The organism is Serratia sp. BW106 (assembly GCF_002607755.1).
Classification (GTDB): Bacteria; Pseudomonadota; Gammaproteobacteria; order Enterobacterales; family Enterobacteriaceae; genus Serratia; species Serratia proteamaculans.
Genome location: NZ_MCGS01000010.1, coordinates 182671 through 202930, shown reverse-complemented (window position 1 = coordinate 202930; position 20260 = coordinate 182671). Strand labels below are relative to the sequence as shown.

The window sequence follows — 20260 nt, the reverse complement described above, 5'->3', positions numbered from 1 at the left end:
CCATCGCATTTCTCTGCGTGACACCAACAGATTTTTCCGTTTACCACACTGATAACTAAAGTCATTCACAGTGGCGTAACCGACCAAAGCGCCCTATACTCAGCTCACTCATTAACCAACGTTATAAAAGGAGGATTACTATGTCGATGTGTGAATTATTTTTTTACTCACACTTCTATAGTAATCACGGCTGCTCAAGCATTACCGGTATCGTGCTGCGATAACCCAGGCTTGAGCGAAGTTTACTAAAATCTGAAGTCCCTTCCCTCCGGCTTACCGGGTTGTCGTCAGCGATGTTTGACGATAGGCATCTGCATGCCTGTAACTCTTGAGTAAGCAATGAGCACATTACTTTCTGCACAATCTGTCGGTTACGACAACAATTTCGGCCCTCTGCTGGTTGAGGTTTCTTTTAGCCTGAAGAAAGGCGACCGCATTGGTTTAATCGGCCACAACGGCTGTGGCAAAAGCACCCTGCTTAAAATTCTCAGCGGCGATCTGCCTACCGGCAGCGGCAGCGTGACCCCGGCTCATCAGTGTTTGATGGCGCGGGTAGAACAACACCTGCCCGAAACCCTGCACGGCTGTACCCTGCTGGAGGCGGTACTGGCCCGGCTGCCAGAAAATCAACGCGTCAGTGAAAGCTGGCAAGGCGAAGTGCTGCTGGCCCGTCTGGGTTTCGCGCCAGCGTCATGGACGCTGACCGCCGGTACCCTGAGCGGTGGCCAGCACACCCGCCTGCTGCTGGCGCGCGCGTTAATCCGTCAACCCGACCTGCTGCTGCTGGATGAGCCCAGCAACCATCTGGACTTGCCCACGCTGCTGTGGCTGGAGCGGTTCTTGCAAAACTGGTCCGGCAGCTTTGTGCTGGTCTCCCACGATCGTTACCTGTTGGATCAGGTGACTAACTGCACCTGGATCCTGCGTGACAAAACCCTGCAGTTCTTCCGTTTGCCCTGTACTGCGGCGCGTCAGGCGCTGGAGGAACAGGATGCCGCAGATGCCCATCGCCGTCAGGCGGAGCAGAAAGAGATCGATCGGGTGGCAAAAAGCGCCCAGCGGCTGGCCATCTGGGGCAAGGTTTACGATAACGAAGATCTGGCCCGCAAGGCCAAGCAAATGGAAAAGCGCGTTGATCGGCTGAAGGAGGAGCAAACCACGCTCAGCGCGGGCAGCCAGTGGCGCCTCAGGCTGAAGGGGGAAGCCGTGGATGCCGATCGTCTATTGGCTCTGCCACCACTGGCAGTGCGCCCGGCGGTCGATGCACCGGTGCTGTTCCGTCTCGATCCATTGCGGGTCAAAAGCGGGGACCGCATCGCTATCGTCGGGCGTAACGGCTGCGGTAAATCATCGCTGCTGCAGCATCTGTGGCGGGAATACCAGGACGCGTCCCTGCGGGAAACGGTTTTCCATCCGCGGGTACGCATTGGGTATTACGATCAAAGTCTGCAACAGTTGCATGATGACGACACGCTAAGCGAAGCATTAACCCACTTCGCAGCGCTGACCGAAGACCAGCGGAAAATGGCGTTGATTGGCGCCGGTTTCCCTTATCTGCGTCATCAGCAACGCATCAGTACCCTGAGCGGCGGCGAGCGTTCACGCCTGCTGTTTGTTGGTCTGACGCTGGCTAACCATTCGCTGCTGTTACTCGACGAACCGACCAACCATCTGGATATGGAAGGCAAGGAAGAGTTGGCGGAGACGCTGCGTCAGTTTGAAGGCGCCGTGATACTGGTTACTCATGACCGGATGCTGATCGAAAATAGCTGCAACCGTTTCTGGTTGATTGACCATCAGCGGCTGGAAGAGTGGCAGGATCTGGAACCGGTCTATACCCGACTGTCAGAAGTGCGTGATGCTGCGCCAGTAACCGCAGCGAGCCGGGATGCCGTCAGTCATCCGTTGGCGCAGGATGACGAAGAGCGGCTGCTGGCCGCGCTGTTTGAGCTGGAAAGCAAACTGCAGGAGGATCTGGCACGCAAACCCAAGCATCAAAAAACCCAGTTGCAACAGCAATGGCGCGAAGAGATTGCCACCCTCAGCGGCCGGTTGAGTCTGGACTAACCTTCACAGGCCGCCCACGGGCGGCCTCACTCCACCGGCATCTCGCCCTGATAACCCCAGGCACGTAAAAAGATCGTTACCGTGGTGATGGCCAGCCGTTGCAAGTGGGCCTTATCCGGCAGTTCGTCAGACAACAGCGCCGCAGGCAGCGAGTAACCCATCACGGCACCCAAAAATGCCTGTGCCTGCAGTTCAACGTCGCCGAGTTGCAGTTGCCCTCGCTGCTGCGCCTGCTGTAATAAACTGACTAACCCTTGCAGAACCCGCCCGGACTCTCGCTGTTGCAAAGTGGCGTATAATTCCGGCCGTTGCTGTAACAGTTGGATCAGCAAGCGCTGAAAGTGAATATTTTTGCTCTGAAAAAAGTGATCCTGCACGACGGCAGCAAAACGCATCAGCACCGGGGATAAATCCTGAGTATCTCCAGCCAAAAGGGTGTTTAACGGCGGCTGCATCAGCTCCTTCATATAACCGAAGGTCTCCAGCACCAGCGCATCTTTCCCCGGGAAATGGTTGTACAGCGTTTGTCGGGTGGTGCCGGCCTCGGTGGCAATCACATCCAGCGAAATATCCAACCCCTGCGTCAAAAACAGCTCGCTGGCAGTGGCCAATATTCGCGGTTTGGCCTTCATGGGACGCCCCGGTTGCCGGTTGTTCATGGTGTATTCACTCCTGCCATGCAGACATCGTGTCGAAAGGATTATTTTTTGCTTTTTAAGCGTGCCAGTCCTTGTTTAACCAGCACAAAAAACAGCGGGACAAATAACAATGCCAACAGTGTGCCAGAAATCATGCCGCCGATCACCGCAATCCCTATCTCGCGGCGGCTTGATGCACCGGCCCCCACCGACAGCGCCAGCGGGATCACCCCGGCGACAAACGCCAACGAGGTCATAACGATAGGTCGCAAACGCAGGCGCGCGCCCTCAAGCGTGGCCGCCAACAGTGCCTGGCCTGATTTCATCTGCGCCTCGGCAAATTCGATAATCAGGATCGCATTCTTGGCCGATAGCCCAATCGTGGTCAGCATACCCACCTGGAAATAGATGTCGTTCTCAAACCCTGCCAGCCGCGTAGCGAGCACCGCGCCGACAATCCCCAGGGGAATAATCAGCATTACCGCGATCGGAATCGACCAGCTTTCATACAGTGCCGCCAGGCACAGAAAAATAAACAGCACGGAAGCCAGATAGATCCACAGCGTTTGGCCTGCGGCCACCTGTTCCTGATAGGAAAGCCCACTCCACTCCAGCCCAAATCCTTCCACCTCCGCGATAATGCCCTGCATCTGGGCCATGGCCGTGCCCGAGCTCTCGCCTGACACCGACGAACCCTGCAATTGAGTGGCCGATAAGCCATTAAAGCGTTGCAGCATTTGCGGTCCGGAAAGCCAGCGCGTGTTGGCAAAGCTGGCGAATGACGCCATGCTGCCGCTGCTACCGCGAACAAACCACTGATTAATGTCATCCGGCGCGGAGCGCGAGGAGGACTCCCCCTGCATATAAACGCGTTTCACCCGCCCACGATCGATAAAATCATTGATATAGGCGCCCCCCCAGGCCGCCGACAGCGTGTTGTTAATATCTGCCTGCTGCAACCCTTGTGCACTGGCCTTCTGCTGGTCGATATCCACCTGGAGCTGCGCTTTGTCCTCCAGGCCGTTCACCCGTACCGCGGTAAGCAGTGGGTTATCAGTCGCGGCGGCAATCACCTTTTGCTGCGCCTGTTGCAGTTCGTCGTGGCCGGCATTGCTCTGATCCTGCAGCCATAATTCAAAGCCGCTGGACTGCCCCAAACCGCGTACCGCCGGAGGTGACAGCACGTTGACCTGCATGTCACGGGCGCTTTTAAAATGCTGGTTGGCGCGAGCAATGATCGCCTGCGCGGTATTCTCGCTGCCGTCGCGCAAATCCCAGTTTTTTAACTCCGCAAACGCCATGCCGACATTCTGCGCGCTGCCGGCATTGTTTCGCCCGACCACCATAAAAATAACGCTAAGGTTGTCTTTTTCTTCGGTCATGAAATAGTCGGCAATGGCGTCGGCGGCCTGCTGTGTTTTCGCCATCGGCGTACCGGAGGGCATAGTAAATTGCACCATCACCGAGCCCTGATCCTCGACCGGCAAAAAACCGGTCGGCATGCGCAAGTATTGCCACACCATCAGGCCGGTAATCAGCAATGCCACCAGGCTATATAACCCCTTGCGCGCCAGAATGTGCGCCAAACCACGGCCGTAAGCCTGTTGACTATGGTCGACCACGCGGTTAAATCGGCTGAAAAACCAACCGCGTTGGCCATGGGATGACGGACGCAGCAAACCGGCGCACAGGGCCGGCGTTAACGTCAGTGCCACCAGCACTGACAGCACCATGGATGAAACGATGGTAATCGAGAATTGACGGTAGATAATCCCGGTGGAGCCACCGAGGAACGCCATTGGAATAAACACCGCAGACAGCACCAGCGCAATACCGATCAGCGCACTGTTGATCTCGCTCATCGAGCGCAGCGTCGCCTCCTGTGGTGGCAAGTCCTCCTCATCCATGACGCGTTCGACGTTTTCGACCACCACTATCGCATCATCCACCAACAAGCCAATTGCCAGCACCATGGCGAACAAGGTCAGGGTATTTATGCTGTAACCCAACAGCGCCAGAATGCCAAAGGTGCCCAACAGCACTACCGGCACGGTGATCGCCGGGATCAAGGTGGCACGCCAGTTCTGTAAAAACAGATACATCACCACCACCACCAGAATAATCGCCTCGATCAGCGTCTGCACCACGCCTTCAATTGAAACCGTGACAAAGGGCGTGCTGTCGCGTGGATAGGCCACTTTTAAGCCGGCGGGAAACTGCGGGGTCATACGTTCAACCTCGGCACGCACGCTTTCGGCCACCGCCAATGCATTGGCACCGGAGGCCAACTGTATGGAGATGCCGGCAGCCGGATAACCGTTCAGCCGGGTTTGGTTCTGATAATTCTCCGCCCCTATCTCAACCCGGGCAACGTCGCGAAGATAAACCGCTGAGCCGTCGGTGTTGGTTCGTAAAATAATATTGCTGAACTGTTCCGGCGTTTGCAGCCGTGATTGGGCCGTCACGGTGGCATTCATCGCCTGGCCGGGCTCGGTCGGCAGTGATCCCAGCTCACCGCTGGTGACCTGCGCATTCTGCGCCTCTACCGCCGCCTGAACGTCTGATGGCATCAGGCCGTAGCTGGTTAAACGCAGCGGATCCAACCAAATGCGCATGGCGAATTGCGCGCCAAACACCGTCGTCTCGCCAACTCCGTCCACCCGGCTGAGCGAGTCCTGCAGTGAGCTGACAAGGTAGTCATTGATATCGACGTTATCCATTTGCCCGCTGGTATCGTACAGCGCCACTACCATCAGGCTGTCGCCCTGCGATTTGGTGACGGTAATGCCCTGCTGCTGCACTTCCTGCGGCAGTCGTGAGTTGGCCTGGTTAACCGCATTCTGTACCTGCACCTGAGCAATGTCCGGATCGGTCTGCTGCTCAAAGCTCAGGCTGATACGTGCCTGACCGGCTGAACTGCTGGTCGATGAGAAATACAGCAGGCCATCAATCCCTTTGATTTGCTGCTCAATCACCTGCGTGATGCTGTCTTCCACCGTTTTTGCCGCCGCCCCCGGATAGTTGGCGGTGACGGTGACACCGGGCGGCGCGATATCCGGGTATTGTTCCACCGGCAAAGTCAGTAAAGCCAGAATACCCGCCGCCATAATGCAAATAGCCAGTACGGCGGCGAACACCGGTCGAAAAACAAAGAAATGCGCCAGCATGGTTGAACCCTCACTCAGGACAAGGACAATTAACATCCGTTAATTTACTTTACAGTAAAGTAAATAAACTAAACAAACAAGAGACCGACTCATCTCATCGAGGGCAGACCTTTGCTCGCTTATTGTGACATTGTCACTTAAGGAGTTTACATCGAGGATTGCCGCCAGCGCACTGCCTGGCGGCGATTAATACAGATCAATAACGGCGGGATTCAGATGCTGGATTTGGGTTTGATCGGCTCGACGTGCCCTACTGCCCGGGAAATACTTGGGTAAAGCGCGCGCAGTTGGCGCTCTATGCTGTCCACCGCCGCGTGCGCTGACACAATGGAAGCCGCCGGGGAAACCCGACAATGGAAATTGACGATAATGCCGTCGGCAGTTTTACGTGCGCGGATGTTATGGACGTCCTGCACCATCTCGCCGTTCTCCACCACCGTCTGCAGGATTTGGCGAATGCTTGCCAGTTGGTCCGGCGCAACATCCTCGCTGGCAATCCAGTGGTGCATCTGCGGTTCCAGGTGCGTTTCAATCTCCGTATCTTCACCTATCGCCTGCCGCAGCAGGGTTTCAATCTCACTGGCAATATCGTGGGCCTGCGCGACGCTGGCATTGGCCGGCACCGCCAGATCCATGCTGATCGACATCCGTTCCGGCAGTTGCTGTAACGCCACATTTTGCACCACTGCACCGTGATTGGCGGCGATCACCCGGATACGGGTTGCCATGTCTTCATCGCTGCGGGTTTGTGGATTGGCAATCACCGTGGCCTCGGCGTGGGCATACTGCTGTTCCAGACGCTCGGCGATAGACTGTTTCAACGCGTTGATACGCTCCAGCGGCAAGGTACGGCAAACGGCGACGGTGACTTCAATAAACACAATGGCACCGGCGTTACGAATACGGATACTCTCGGTGGCCAAAATCGCCGGGAAGCTGTCGAGCAAGGCGCTGATTTCTTCTTTGGCGCCGGCCGGCGCCGTGTCCATCAGGGAATCGAACGAGCGTTTCCCCAGTTTTATCGCTGCCACCACAATAAAACAGGCCACGATCAGCGCGGCAATAGCATCTGCACGGTTGAAGCCCAGCAGAACAAACACCATGCCCAGCAACACCACGGCGGAAGCCAGCATATCGGAGAAGAAGTGCAGCGCATCGGCTTCCAAAGCCGCACTGTCGGTGGCCTTGGCCACGCGATTCAGCGCCTTGACGCGGAAAAAGTCGACCACAATCGAGATCAACAGCACGGCGATCACCACCGGTGCCGCGACAATCTGATGGGCTTCGCCGAGCAGGCTTTTGCCTGCCTCATAAACTATCCAGCCCGCGGCGCCCAACAGCAGCAGCACTTCAAACAGCGCCGCCAGGTTTTCAACCTTGCCGTGGCCAAAATGGTGGTCATCATCGGCTGGTTTGTCGCTGATACGCACCGCCAGCCAGGTAATGCTGGTGGCAACAAAATCGGTAAGCGAGTGGATCCCTTCGGAAATAAGGCCAATACTGCCGGTAAAAATACCGGCAATAAATTTACCGGTCGCCAATAGCCCGCTGGCTATCATGGAATTTCTGGCAACGGATTCTTTTTCGTTTTGCATATTACGGCTCACATTCAAATAGGTAATTCATTTTTTTATTTTAGTCGACCATTGCCAGACAAAAGCAACCAGCAGCATAGTACCCGAGAATGTCAGCAGTAAACTAGAAAGGAATTCTGATTTTCCGGTTGAATAAAAATAAATCTCATTCACACCGACGGAGATCATCAAAATGGCATAAAGCAGGCCAAGAATAAAAATAGTCATGGTGGTAATACTCCCTGAAATTCGCTCCAGGCGGTCAGTATTTAATCGCATCCTCCCCGACGTAAATAAAACCTACAGGGAGGATGCATCCAGGCGGATCTTTAGCGTTCATTAATCATCCCATTTGGTGCTCATATAGGCGGCCAACAGGCCCAGCGAGCTGATAATGCTCAGGAATCCTACAAAAATTGTCATGTTTCCCATTATTTTGTCCTCGGTTAACTAATATCGATAGATGCCCCTTTAATTAAAAAGCGGGGATTGTCATTACTCATGGATATTTACCTTCCTCCTGTTCAGTGAGATAAAATGCCCGCTCCGGCTGCGACACGGAGCGGATCGCGGTTTAAATCTCCAGAATGTACTGGGCGATTTTGAAGTAAATAATCAGGCCGGTGCCATCAATAAAGGTGGCGATAAAGGGTGCCGAAACCACGGCCGGGTCGATCCCCAATCGCTTGAGCAGCATCGGGATAATCGAGGAAACAATGGCGCTCCAGACGGTGATCGCCACCAGCGACAGGCTGACCACCAGCGTCACATCCATCCCCACGCCCATGATCCAGGCCCGCACCCAGGCGGCGATGCCGATGGTGACCGCAATCAACAGTGACGTGGACACCTCTTTACGGATCACCGCGCCCAGATTACGCAGGCTAACCTCGCCCAGGGCCATGGCCCGTACCAGGGTAGAGGTAATCTGGGTGCCACTGTTGCCGCCGGTACCGATCAGCAGCGGAATAAAGAATGCCAGCGCGATCGCCGCTTCCAGCTGTTCTTCAAACGCCTTAAGCACATTGCCGGTGTAAGCTTCGGCAACAAACAGCATCAGTAACCATACCGACCGCTTGCGCCATAATGCCCAGGGGCTGGTCTCCAGATAAGGCTTATCCAGCGGCAGGCTGGCGCCCTGACGTTGTGCATCTTCGGTATTTTCGTCTTCAATCAGCCGGGCAATTTCTTTTTCGCCCAGCACGCCGACCAGGGTTTTATTCACCACTACCGGCACCACGTCCAGCCCACCCTTACCCAATAAATGGGCGACGTCATTACGATCGTCATCCGGGGAAACCTGAAAATAGCTGTGGTTGATCATGACGCCAACGGCTTTATCGTGATCTTCACACTGTAATAATTTTTTAACCGACAGCGTGCCACGCAAATGATAATCGTCGGCGGTGACAAACAGCTGTGTCGGAATTTCGTCGGTTTTAAGCTGCGAAAGAAAATACGCTTTGGCTTTATTGACCGTCATATTGCCTGGGATCGTAATAAAATCGGCATTCATATAGCCCGCTACCGAAGACTCATCAAGAGTTTCAGTTGCGGCCAGCGCCGAACAGGGGGAGTTGTGATGTGACTTCATTATGTTAGTCCCTATTTCTGTTTAAACTTCAACAGCGAATCGCATAGGGGCGTTAACCACAGAGGGAGTGCAGACAGCCTATCTCCGCGTCCAGGTTTTAGCACTATACAACGTATCTGATGGTATGCATCAGAAGTTACTTTGGGCTGAACCTTAATCCGATAAAGCCTGTCTTAACCTTGGGCATCTCTCGATGTCGTCAGATCAGTAACCTGTGTTTGTATAGGAGCCTCGCCAAACGAGATACTGCATATAAACTACGGGAGGCAGTATAGGCGCGGTTTTTTATTTTCGGGTGAAAATCTGGCTGACCGTTTATGAAACATTTAGCATTTGCCCCGTAAATCCTCGCCCAATCGGGCGGGGATATAAGGGGTGCTAATCAGGGGTTTTCTGCGATTGTACATACGCTTTCAGCGTTTCAATTGTTGCTCCGCCAGCGCTACAAGCAAAGTAGGAGCGTGACCAGAGCACTCCGGTATTACTTTGCTTACGAAGATGGGTATTCAAAATCCTGACATAACGGCTACTGGTTGATTTCAGGTTATTAACCAGCACGCTGATGAATCCGTCATATCGACGGTTGCGGCCTGAGAAGTGGGAAGCCTCGCCGTTTACGGCGGGGAGCAGTCACAAAAAGTAATTAACAGCGGACCAGAATCCTCCCAATCCGCATTATTAAAAGCTTAATGTGCGATGATATACACGTTTTTATCGTACAGCGGCCCCTGCCGGGTAAAGTCGATGCCCTTCACATAGGGTTTGACCAGGGTCGCATTGGCTTCGTAGTAAACCGGGGCCACCGGCGTCTCTGCCGACAACAGGTCTTCGGCCTGCTGGAAGTATTGCTGCACCTGCTGTGGCGTCTGGGCGGCAGTGGCCTGATGCAACACGCGGTCGTAATTCTGATTGGCGTATTTGGCCGAGTTCTCACTGCTGGTGGAGCGGAACACGTTCAGGAAAGTCGAGGGATCGTTGTAGTCCGCCAGCCAACGGCTGAAGGCCACGCTGTATTGCCCGTTGTTGATGTTGTCCAGCACCACCTTACGCTCCTGATTTTGCAAGGTGACCTCCACACCGAGGTTCTTTTTCCACATCGCACTGGCGGCGATCACAATCTTCTTGATGGTCGCGTCGTTGCTGTACAGCAGGGTAAAGCGTAATGGATGTTCCGCGTTAAAACCGGCTGCGGCCAGCTGTTTTTTCGCCTGTGCAATGCGTTGTTCACGTGACCACCCCGCCGCTTCACCGGCCCGCAGGGTATAGCCGCCAGCCCCGGTTGGGGTAAAAGTCCAGGCCGGCTGTTGGCCATAGCCCAGCACTTTGGTGGCAATAATCTCTTTATCCAGCGCCAGATTTAACGCCTGACGCACCCGTACATCGTTAAACGGCGCCTGCCGGTTGTTAAAGGCAAAGTAGCTGGTCGACAACAGCGGATAAGTCACCAATTGCTCATCACCCAGGCTGCTTTTCAGCTGTTGGTACAATTCCGACGGCGCACTGTAGCCCAGTTCAATCTCACCGGCCCGGAAACGTGCCACCTCCGGGAACCCTTGCAGCGGCAGGAAAGTCACCTTATTAAGCACCGTGTGGGCGTTATCCCAATACTGAGTGTTGCGCTCTACCACCACCTTTTCATTCACCACCCACTGTGCCAACCGGAAGGCGCCGTTGCCGACAAAGTTTTTCGGCTGCGTCCAGTCTTTGCCGTATTTCTCCACCACTTTCTGATTCACCGGCAGCACAGGGAAATGCACCAACTGCTTGAGCAAATACGAGTTGGGTTCAGTCAGTGTGACTTGCAGGGTATGCGCATCCAGCGCCTTCACGCCCAGTTCGCTCGGCGGCTTGCTGCCGGCGTTGATCTCTGCAGCGTTCAGTACGTAGGCCGATGCCAGATAACTGCCGTAGGGGGAAGCCGTTTTCGGGTCGGTCAGCCGTCGCCAGCTAAAAACAAAATCCTCAGCGGTCAGCGGATCGCCGTTCGACCATTTGGCCTCCGGACGCAGATGGAAGGTCCAGACATTGCCCTGATTTTCCCATTGGGTCGCCAGTGCGGGGATCACCTCACCGTTTTTCCCCACCCGCAACAACCCTTCAAACAGGTCATTGAAGATATAAAACTCCACGTTGCTTTCCGCCAGGTTCGGATCCAGTGTTGCAGGTTCATAACCATTGGCCCGTACCAGTTCCTGCGTGGTGGCCAGTTGAGTCCCTGCCGGTACCTCGGCGGCGTTAACCGCAATGCCAGCCTGTAAAGACAAGAGGATTAGACCAGTCAATCCTTTAAGCTTGAATGAATACTTCACGTCGATATCCCTTATTGGTGTTTTGTCGACGTATATATACATTGAAGCAGTTGAATAAATTAAATGATTAAACGCTATGACTCATAACCAAAACCGCACCCATGCAACAACATGAATTTCTTTCATAATCAAATGAATACCCGCCATTACGGCGGGTCTTTATTTACAAGGGTTGGAACAACGTTAACTGTAATCCGGCCGGTGCTTCCAGCCGGTTATTGAGTGAGTTAAACGGCGTCACACGGGGTTCAGACAGCACCTGTGCTCCCCCCTGTGCCAGGCTGGCGGTAGTTGCGGCAATATCGGTCACCTCAAAGGCCACCCGCACCCAACCGGAGACACGTTCACCCACTTCAATATTGTCGATGTAGGCCGCCGTGGCCGGCTCAACCAGTTCCAGCGTGGCCTTGCCCGCTTCGAGGATCGCCACCCTGCCGCTGTCCGGCGGCACGGCGTCAACCTGAGTCAGCCCAAGCCGATCGCGATAAAAGGACAAAGCGTTATCAAAATCTTCGGTGGTGATCACCAGACGAAGCTGTTTTACCGATGATGCAGACATGGTTATCTCCTGGTTATTTGGCTGAGTAATTTTCATCTGCTAAGCTGCTTCAAGAAGATAACTTGCCGTCATGCGGTAATTCAAAGTCATAGTTTTCAGCCAAAGATGAAAATAACTCACCATGAAAAGAAAACTGCCGCCGCTGGGTGCACTGCGGGCTTTTGATGCGGTCGCCAGGCTGCAAAGCTTTAAGCTGGCCGCCGAAGAAATCGGGGTATCACCCACGGCCATCAGCCACCAAATCCGGCTGCTGGAAGGCCTGCTGGAGGTCAGTGTGTTTGAAAGAACGCCACGCAAAGTGGAACTGACCGCTGACGGAAAGGTTTTGCAGCAGGCGACCGCTCAGGCTTTCGCCCTGTTGCAAGCCGCGGCGGAAAAGATTGGAGAGAGGCAGCGGCCCAGAGTCCTGACGCTAACCGCCACCACCGCGATGATCAGCCACTGGCTGGTCCCCCGGCTGCCGGCGCTGATGCGTCAGTTCCCCAATATTGACCTGCGGCTGCATGCCGATGACGGCATCGTGGATCTGCGTAGCAGACAGATAGATGTTGCCCTGCGTTATGGTGCCGAGCCTGGCGCGCAGTTGACACCGCGCTTGCTGTATCAGGACAGTTTTGTGCTGGTCGCCAGTCCGCAGCTAACCCTGAAAACGCCGGAGGATCTGCTGCAGGCCACGCTGATCCATACCGATGGCCGTCGGGTTCCCCAACCGGCGCCAGACTGGCAGCATTGGCGCAGCGAGTTTGGTCCGGCGGCATTGCAGATTGACGCCGGGCCCCGTTTCACCGACGAAGCACACGCCATTCAGGCCGCGATTGCCGGTCAGGGAGTAGCGATCGTCAGTCAGTTAATGGTTCAACACGCGCTGAACACTGGACTATTGGTCGCCCCGTTCAATATGGCGTTGCCGGGTGCCGCACACTATTTCGTCAGTAATCCTGATGGCCAGCACCCGCAAACCGTGGCACAACTGGCCGACTGGGTGGCGGCAGAAATGAAGCGTTAAGGGTCCGCAGACATGACTTTTAAACAATACAAACAGTTATGAAATAGGTTATCGGACTCCGTAATAATGGCGAAACTTAATTTTTCCTTAAGACAAGATAATTAGTGAGCGAAATCTAAAAATAAATTAATACGAATCGTTTTCACTATCATTATTAATGTTCTTATATACAATCAGGGCAGCCCGACGCCCGTCAGGCCTTGTTGACTGTACTTCTCTGCACTCCCTCAATAAAAAAGGATGACTGTATGAAGCTGCGTTTTTCTTCTCTCGGCCCGATTGCCCTGTTGGCGTCGTCCATGATGCTGGCGTTGTCGGCCAATGCGGCATCCCAGGATGAAGGCATTGTTATTTATAACGCCCAGCACGAAAACCTGGTGAAATCCTGGGTGGATGGCTTTACCAAAGACACCGGCATTAAAGTGACCCTGCGTAACGGCGGCGACAGCGAGTTGGGCAACCAACTGGTGCAGGAAGGCAGCGCGTCCCCTGCCGACGTGTTTCTGACGGAAAACTCCCCGGCGATGGTGTTGGTGGATAACGCCAAACTGTTTGCCCCGTTGGATGCCACCACGCTGGCGCAGGTTGAACCGCAATACCGTCCGCAGCACGGCCGCTGGATCGGCATAGCCGCCCGCTCAACGGTGTTCGTCTACAACCCGGCGAAACTGACCGAAGCGCAGTTGCCCAAATCGCTGCTGGATCTGGCCAAGCCAGAATGGAAAGGCCGCTGGGCTGCCTCGCCTTCCGGGGCGGATTTCCAGGCAATTGTCAGTGCTTTGCTTGAACTGAAAGGCGAAAAAGCCACGCTGGAATGGCTGAAAGCGATGAAAACCAACTTCACCGCCTATAAAGGCAACAGCACCGTGATGAAAGCGGTCAATGCCGGCCAAATCGACAGCGGCGTTATCTACCACTATTATCCGTTCGTCGACGGTGCCAAAACCGGCGAGAACAGTAAAAATATCAAGCTTTATTACTTCAAACACCAGGGTCCGGGCGCGTTCGTCAGCATCTCCGGTGGCGGTGTGCTGGCCTCCAGCAAGCACCAACAGCAGGCACAAGAGTTCGTTAAGTGGATCACTGGTAAAAACGGTCAGGAGATCCTGCGCACCAACAACGCCTTCGAATATGCGGTTGGCGTCAACGCGGCTTCTAACCCGAAACTGGTTCCGCTGAAAGAGCTGGACGCGCCAAAAGTTGACGCTTCCGCGCTGAATGGCAAAAAAGTGGTCGAATTGATGACCGAAGCCGGGTTGATGTAAGCCGGTTGATCAGTACAGAGAGCTTTTAACCCTATGTCCAATATCGGTTTCAACGCCGCAGGCACGGCGCCACGCTATGCTTCGGCCCGCCGCCATCAACGGCCAGGGCTGTTTATCGTCGCGGCCGCCATTTTATTTTCCCTGTTGGCGTTGTTGCCGTTGGGTTTTGTCATTAGCGTGGCGTTTGAAACCGGTTGGTCAACGGTGAAAGCGCTGGTATTCCGCCCCCGGGTGGCCGAACTGCTGTTGAATACCCTGCTGTTGGTGGTGTTCACGTTGCCGATTTGCGCCATTCTGGGGGTAACGCTGGCCTGGTTGACCGAACGCACTTCGCTGCCGGGCCGTCGCATTTGGTCACTGCTGGCGACCGCGCCGCTGGCGGTTCCGGCGTTCGTGCAAAGCTACGCCTGGATCAGCCTGGTCCCCTCAATGCATGGGCTCGGTGCCGGAGTCTTCATTTCGGTCATCGCCTACTTCCCGTTTATTTACCTGCCGGCCGCTGCGGTGTTACGCCGGTTGGATCCCGGAATTGAAGACGTTGCCACTTCGCTCGGCACGCGACCGCTGGCGGTATTTTTCCGCGTGGTGTTGCCGCAGCTCAAACTGGCGATTTGGGGCGGTTCGCTACTGATCGCGCTGCATTTGCTGGCCGAATATGGCCTGTATGCGATGATCCGCTTTGACACCTTCACCACCGCCATTTTCGATCAGTTCCAGTCCACCTTTAACGGCCCGGCGGCCAATATGCTGGCCGGGGTACTGGTGCTGTGCTGTCTGGGGTTACTGATGCTGGAGGCTGCCAGCCGCGGCCGGGCGCGTTATGCCCGCGTCGGTTCCGGCAGTGCGCGCAGTCAAACGGCCTATCGCCTTGGCCTCCTCGCTACCCTGTTCGGCCTGCTGTTGCCCCTGAGTCTCACCGCATTGGCGCTGGGCGTGCCCTTTATTACGCTGGCCCGCTGGCTGACCCTGGGCGGGATCGAAGTATGGCGCAACGCCGAACTGCTGCCGGCATTGCTGCAAACGCTGTCACTGGCCGCCAGCGGGGCGTTGTTGATCACCCTGTGCGCCATCCCGATGGCCTGGCTGTCGGTACGCTACCCGGCCCGACTGTATCGGGTGCTGGAAGGCTGCAATTACGTCACCAGTTCGCTGCCCGGCATTGTGGTGGCGCTGGCGCTGGTGACCATCACCATTCACAGCTTCCGGCCTATTTATCAGACTGAAATCACCCTGCTGCTGGCCTATTTGCTGATGTTTATGCCACGCGCCCTGATCAACCTGCGCGCCGGTATTGCTCAGGCCCCGGTAGAGCTGGAAAACGTGGCCCGCAGTCTTGGTCGCTCACCGGCACAGGCGCTGTGGAGCACCACGCTGCGTCTGGCCGCGCCTGGCGCCGCCGCCGGTGCGGCACTGGTATTCCTGGCAATCTCCAATGAGCTGACCGCGACGCTGCTGCTGGCCCCCAATGGCACCCGTACGTTGGCTACCGGCTTCTGGGCGCTGACCAGCGAAATTGACTATGTGGCGGCCGCGCCCTACGCCCTGATTATGGTGGCATTGTCTCTGCCACTGACCTGGCTTCTTTATTCTCAATCCAAACGTACGGCGGGATTATGAGCACGCTTGAACTGCAAGGCATCGGTAAATCCTATAATTCGGTCAAGGTGCTGGAGCATGTTGACTTGCGAGTCGAACAGGGCAGCCGCACCGCGATTGTCGGCCCTTCCGGCTCAGGGAAAACCACCCTGCTGCGTATCATTGCCGGTTTTGAAATACCGGACAGCGGCCAGGTGATGCTGCAGGGCCAACCGATGGCCAACGGCAGTGGCTGGGTACCGGCACACCTGCGTGGTATAGGTTTTGTACCGCAGGACGGCGCGTTATTCCCGCACTTTACCGTGGCCGGCAATATCGGTTTCGGCCTGAAAGGCAGCAAGCGTGACAAGCAACTGCGTATTGATGCGCTGATGGAAATGGTGGCGCTGGATCGTCGTCTGGGGGCATTGTGGCCACACGAGCTTTCCGGTGGGCAGCAACAACGAGTGGCCCTGGCTCGCGCCCTGTCTCAGCAGCCCAAGCTGATGTTGTTGGACGAACCCTTCTCCGCGCTCGATACCGGCCTGCGCGCCGCGACCCGCAAAGCCGTGGCGGAGTTGCTGGCCGAAGCCAAAGTTGCCTCGATTCTGGTGACCCACGATCAGACCGAAGCCCTGTCGTTTGCCGATCAGGTGGCGGTGATGCGCAATGGTCGATTGGCGCAGGTTGGACCGCCGCAGGATCTCTATCTGCGCCCGGTGGACGAGCCGACCGCCACCTTTTTAGGTGAAACGCTGGTGCTTTCCGCCGAGCTTGAGCAAGGCTGGGCCGATTGCGTGCTCGGGCGAATTGCCGTGGACGATCGTCAGCGCCGTGGCCCTGCCCGCATCATGCTGCGTCCGGAACAGATCCAAATCAGCCAGTGCGAGGCACAGCAGCAGAGCCAGGCGATGGTGACCAGTATCGATTTCGCCGGTTTTGTCTCCACCTTAAACCTGCGCATGACCGGCAGTGATACCGCAATCGAGATTAAAACCGTCAGCCGCGAAGGTATTCGCGCCGGTTCTCACGTCAGTCTGAATATCATCGGCCAGGCGCATATCTTTGCCGAGTAATACAGCAAGGGGCGCTTTGGTGCCCCAGCTATTCAGGCCAGTTGGCCAAAGCCAACTTTATTAGCCGTCTACTTCCCCGCCGTTCAGAAAGATAAAACCTATCGCAGCCATCGAATACTAAAACCCCCTTCATCAACTACGATTAGTCTGTGACCGGTGTAATCATTCGCCCGTCCGGAGATAACCCACAGAGGATTATCATAATTATTCATACTGTTTGAGCCGCTGTTCTTTAATGCGGCTAAGAAAGGTTAATTATGGCACGTACTACCCCCCTCGAACGCTACCGCAATATCGGCATCTCGGCGCACATTGATGCCGGCAAAACCACCACCACCGAGCGGATTCTGTTTTACACCGGGGTCAGTCACAAGCTGGGCGAAGTGCACGACGGCGCCGCCACCATGGACTGGATGGCACAGGAGCAGGAACGCGGGATTACCATTACCTCGGCGGCGACCACCTGTTTCTGGAACGGCATGCAGCATAATTATCCGCAGCATCGCATCAATATTATCGACACCCCGGGGCACGTGGACTTCACCATTGAGGTCGAGCGTTCCATGCGCGTCCTGGACGGTGCGGTGATGGTTTATGACTCGGTGGGCGGCGTACAACCACAGTCAGAAACCGTCTGGCGACAGGCCAATAAATACAAGGTGCCGCGGCTGGCGTTCGTCAATAAAATGGACCGCGTTGGCGCTGACTTTTTCCGCGTGCGCAAAATGATGATCGACCGCCTGAAAGCCAACCCGGTACCGATCGTCATCCCGATAGGTGCCGAAGACCATTTCACCGGCGTGGTGGATTTGGTGCGTATGAAAGCCATCCTGTGGGACGAGGCGTCCCAGGGTATGAGCTTCAGCTTTGAAGAGATCCCCGCCGAACTGCGCGATTCCGCACAGGAATGGCGGGACAAAATGATCGAAGCCGCCGCCGAAGGCTCGGAAGAGTTGATGGACAAATACCTCAATCAGGTGCCGTTGAGCGAAGAAGAGATCGTCCGCGGCCTGCGCCTGCGTACCGTGGCCGGTGAAATCCAGCCAATGCTGTGCGGCTCGGCTTTTCGTAACAAAGGCGTGCAGCGCATGCTGGATGCGGTAATCGAACTGATGCCCTCACCGCTCGACGTTCCGCCAATGGAAGGCCATGACCAGCACGACAATATCGTTATCCGCCGTGCCGCCGATGATGAAAAATTCTCGGCGCTGGCGTTCAAACTGATGACCGACCCCTTCGTCGGCCAGCTAACCTTTGTGCGGGTTTATTCCGGCGTGCTAACCAAAGGCAGCAGCGTCTACAACCCGGTAAAAGACAAGAAAGAGCGCATCGGCCGCATCGTGCAAATGCACGCTAACGATCGCAAGGATGTCGAGGAACTGCACGCCGGTGATATCGCCGCCTGCGTGGGGCTAAAAGACGTCACCACCGGCGATACGTTGTGTGATCCGGCTGCCATCATCACGTTGGAAAAAATGGTCTTCCCGGAACCAGTGATCGCACAGGCGATCGAGCCGAAAACCAAAGCCGACCAGGAGAAAATGGGCATTGCGCTGCAGCGTCTCACCTCCGAAGATCCGTCGTTCCGCGTGCGCACCGATGAGGATTCCGGCCAGACCATTATTTACGGCATGGGCGAATTGCACCTGGAGATCATCGTCGACCGCATGCGCCGCGAGTTTGGTGTGGAAACCACCACCGGCAAACCTCAGGTGTCTTACCGCGAGACTATCCGCAAGCGCGTTACCGATGTGGAAGGCAAGTTTGTGCGCCAGTCTGGCGGTAAAGGCCAGTACGGCCACGTGGTGTTGACGGTTGAACCGAATGAACCGGGCAAAGGCTTCGAGTTTTTAGATGAGATCAAAGGCGGCGTGATCCCGGGCGAGTTTATCCCGGCGGTGAAAAAAGGCCTGCTGGAGGCGCTGAGTAATGGCGTACTGGCCGGTTATCAGGTGGTGGATGTCAAGGTACACCTGACCTTCGGCTCTTACCACGACGTCGACTCTTCGGAACAGGCCTTCCGCATGGCGGCGATCTTCGGCTTCAAAGAAGCCTGCCGCCAGGCCGATCCGGCGATCCTCGAGCCGATCATGTCGGTAGAGGTAGAAACGCCCGAAGACTACGCCGGTAGCGTGATGGGCGACCTGTCGTCACGACGCGGTATGGTACAGGGGATGGAGGATATCCCGGGCGGTGGCGGCAAAGAAATTCACGCCAAGGTACCGCTGTCCGAGATGTTCGGCTATTCCACCACGCTGCGCTCAATGTCGCAGGGGCGTGCTACCTACACCATGGAATTCAGCCACTACGCCGAAGCGCCGCGCAACGTGGCTGAAGAGATCATTCACCACAGTAAAAAATAACCTCATCGCCTGCCGCCCCCAGCGGCAGGCTTCACTCTTTCGCGGCCAGAGACACCACCACCGGCTGCGGCTTAATCCGCATCGCGTACACCACCCCGATAATCAGGCAGGCAATACCGCCCAGCGTCAACAGCGGCGGCCAGGCCTGACGCAGCATAAAGGTGTAAGCCAGCCCCGCCAGAATTTCGAAGACAATCAGCGGCCCCACCAACACCGTAGGCAAGCGCTGGCTCGCCTCATTCCAGCACAGCGCACCTATCCAGGAACACAGCATGCCGATAGCGATCATCAAGGGCAAAAACACCTCCGGCCTTGGCCCAAACGGCAGCGCAAACGCCGGCTGGGTGAGCGCCAATTGGCCACAGACCAACAGATAACCAACCAGTGCCAGCGGCAAGGTGACCAGGCCCTGCGCGGTCGCCCAGGTGGCAGGCCTTTGGTTAGGGTTTTCCCGCAGCCAACGGGCATTGCGTAGGGGGAACCAGGTCCAGCATGCCACGGCGACCAGCGCCAACCCCAGCCCGCTGGTATAACGCCAGACGTCAACCGGTGCGCTATTGCCCTGCAGTTCGGCAACGTTAACCAGCGCCAGTCCACAGGCGATTAATATCAGCGCCGGCGTCAGTTTGCGCCAGGAAAGGCGTCCGTCGTGCCGGCTGTAAAACAGGTTGGCGGTCACCGAGATCACCACCGGCAACGTGCCGATAATCATGGTGGATACCGGTGCCCCGGTGCGCTGAATGGCGCTGGCCAGGCACAGGTAATACAGCAGGTTACCGATCGCCGTCAGCTTCAGCGCCTCCCGCCAGTCGTTACGCCGTAACTTTTTCAGTCGCTGACGATCCAGCCACGCCAACGGCAAAGCGATTAAGCCAAAGGCCAGGTAGCGGCCGGTGGACTGTAACGCCGCCGGATATTCCGGGATCAGCACCGGGCCAACAAAAATCAAGCCCCACATCAAGCCCGCAGACAGGGCAAATAACACGCCAGCAAACATAGTGACTCCATCAGAACCCGTGAATAAAACCTGGGGTCAGGCTAGCCGACTTTGGCGAAGGAATATTGTA

At 56.0% G+C, this 20260-nt stretch carries 15 protein-coding genes, 1 pseudogene and 1 riboswitch; of the genes and pseudogenes, 6 read left to right on the top strand and 10 right to left on the bottom strand.

Annotated features, from left to right (window positions below; translation table 11 throughout):
* Nucleotides 1-339: 339 nt before the first annotated feature.
* Nucleotides 340-2067 carry an ABC-F family ATP-binding cassette domain-containing protein gene (locus BEI65_RS08705; RefSeq protein ID WP_099062985.1) on the top strand — a complete coding sequence of 576 codons (1728 nt, stop codon included), beginning with the start codon at nt 340-342 and terminating at the stop codon, nt 2065-2067.
* Nucleotides 2068-2093: 26 nt separating this feature from the next.
* Here BEI65_RS08705 and BEI65_RS08700 read toward each other — a convergent pair whose 3' ends face one another.
* The 9 genes and pseudogenes from BEI65_RS08700 to BEI65_RS08665 all read right to left on the bottom strand — a co-directional run bounded on the left by BEI65_RS08700 (nt 2094) and on the right by BEI65_RS08665 (nt 11908).
* Entirely contained in the window at nt 2094-2726 is a 633-nt protein-coding gene (locus BEI65_RS08700; protein ID WP_099062984.1) for a TetR/AcrR family transcriptional regulator, read from the bottom strand.
* A gap of 41 nt (nt 2727-2767) precedes the next feature.
* Nucleotides 2768-5872: an efflux RND transporter permease subunit gene (locus BEI65_RS08695; protein WP_099062983.1), complete on the bottom strand. Its 3105-nt coding sequence runs from the start codon at nt 5870-5872 to the stop codon at nt 2768-2770.
* A 212-nt stretch (nt 5873-6084) separates the two neighbouring features.
* Complete coding sequence (locus tag BEI65_RS08690) at nt 6085-7467, bottom strand: cation diffusion facilitator family transporter (RefSeq protein WP_099062982.1); 1383 nt, start codon at nt 7465-7467, stop codon at nt 6085-6087.
* Nucleotides 7468-7494: 27 nt separating this feature from the next.
* On the bottom strand, nt 7495-7674 hold the full coding sequence (locus tag BEI65_RS08685; protein ID WP_099062981.1) for a hypothetical protein: 180 nt from the start codon (nt 7672-7674) through the stop codon (nt 7495-7497).
* Nucleotides 7675-7785: 111 nt separating this feature from the next.
* Nucleotides 7786-7878: a protein MgtS gene (gene mgtS / locus BEI65_RS26765; protein WP_013813036.1), complete on the bottom strand. Its 93-nt coding sequence runs from the start codon at nt 7876-7878 to the stop codon at nt 7786-7788.
* A gap of 142 nt (nt 7879-8020) precedes the next feature.
* Entirely contained in the window at nt 8021-9040 is a 1020-nt protein-coding gene (locus BEI65_RS08680) for a magnesium transporter (protein ID WP_198404417.1), read from the bottom strand.
* A 75-nt stretch (nt 9041-9115) separates the two neighbouring features.
* Nucleotides 9116-9290, bottom strand: a riboswitch (M-box (ykoK) riboswitch).
* 128 nt (nt 9291-9418) lie between these two features.
* Nucleotides 9419-9604: pseudogene (locus BEI65_RS08675) on the bottom strand (transposase); the annotation flags it as partial.
* 122 nt (nt 9605-9726) lie between these two features.
* Nucleotides 9727-11391: an ABC transporter substrate-binding protein gene (locus BEI65_RS08670; RefSeq protein WP_099062979.1), complete on the bottom strand. Its 1665-nt coding sequence runs from the start codon at nt 11389-11391 to the stop codon at nt 9727-9729.
* Between the two features lie 121 nt (nt 11392-11512).
* Nucleotides 11513-11908, bottom strand: coding sequence for a VOC family protein (locus tag BEI65_RS08665; protein WP_099062978.1), 396 nt, complete (start codon nt 11906-11908; stop codon nt 11513-11515).
* Nucleotides 11909-12029: 121 nt separating this feature from the next.
* Here BEI65_RS08665 and BEI65_RS08660 point away from each other — a divergent pair, with 121 nt between their 5' ends.
* From BEI65_RS08660 to fusA, 5 genes are all read left to right on the top strand, one after another.
* Nucleotides 12030-12914 (top strand): LysR substrate-binding domain-containing protein, encoded by an 885-nt coding sequence (locus BEI65_RS08660; RefSeq protein ID WP_099062977.1) that lies wholly within the window; start codon nt 12030-12032, stop codon nt 12912-12914.
* 248 nt (nt 12915-13162) lie between these two features.
* A complete protein-coding gene (locus BEI65_RS08655; RefSeq protein WP_099062976.1) occupies nt 13163-14179 on the top strand; it encodes an iron ABC transporter substrate-binding protein in 1017 nt (338 codons plus the stop codon).
* 33 nt (nt 14180-14212) lie between these two features.
* Nucleotides 14213-15796: an iron ABC transporter permease gene (locus BEI65_RS08650; protein ID WP_099062975.1), complete on the top strand. Its 1584-nt coding sequence runs from the start codon at nt 14213-14215 to the stop codon at nt 15794-15796.
* Nucleotides 15793-16830, top strand: a complete 1038-nt coding sequence (locus tag BEI65_RS08645) for an ABC transporter ATP-binding protein (protein ID WP_099062974.1) — start codon at nt 15793-15795, stop codon at nt 16828-16830. The genes BEI65_RS08650 and BEI65_RS08645 overlap by 4 nt, the downstream gene beginning before the upstream one ends.
* 257 nt (nt 16831-17087) lie before the next feature.
* Nucleotides 17088-19193, top strand: coding sequence for an elongation factor G (gene fusA / locus BEI65_RS08640; protein WP_099062973.1), 2106 nt, complete (start codon nt 17088-17090; stop codon nt 19191-19193).
* 31 nt (nt 19194-19224) lie between these two features.
* Here the strand turns inward: fusA and BEI65_RS08635 are convergent, their stop codons facing one another.
* Complete coding sequence (locus BEI65_RS08635; RefSeq protein ID WP_099062972.1) at nt 19225-20190, bottom strand: DMT family transporter; 966 nt, start codon at nt 20188-20190, stop codon at nt 19225-19227.
* Nucleotides 20191-20260: the final 70 nt, after the last annotated feature.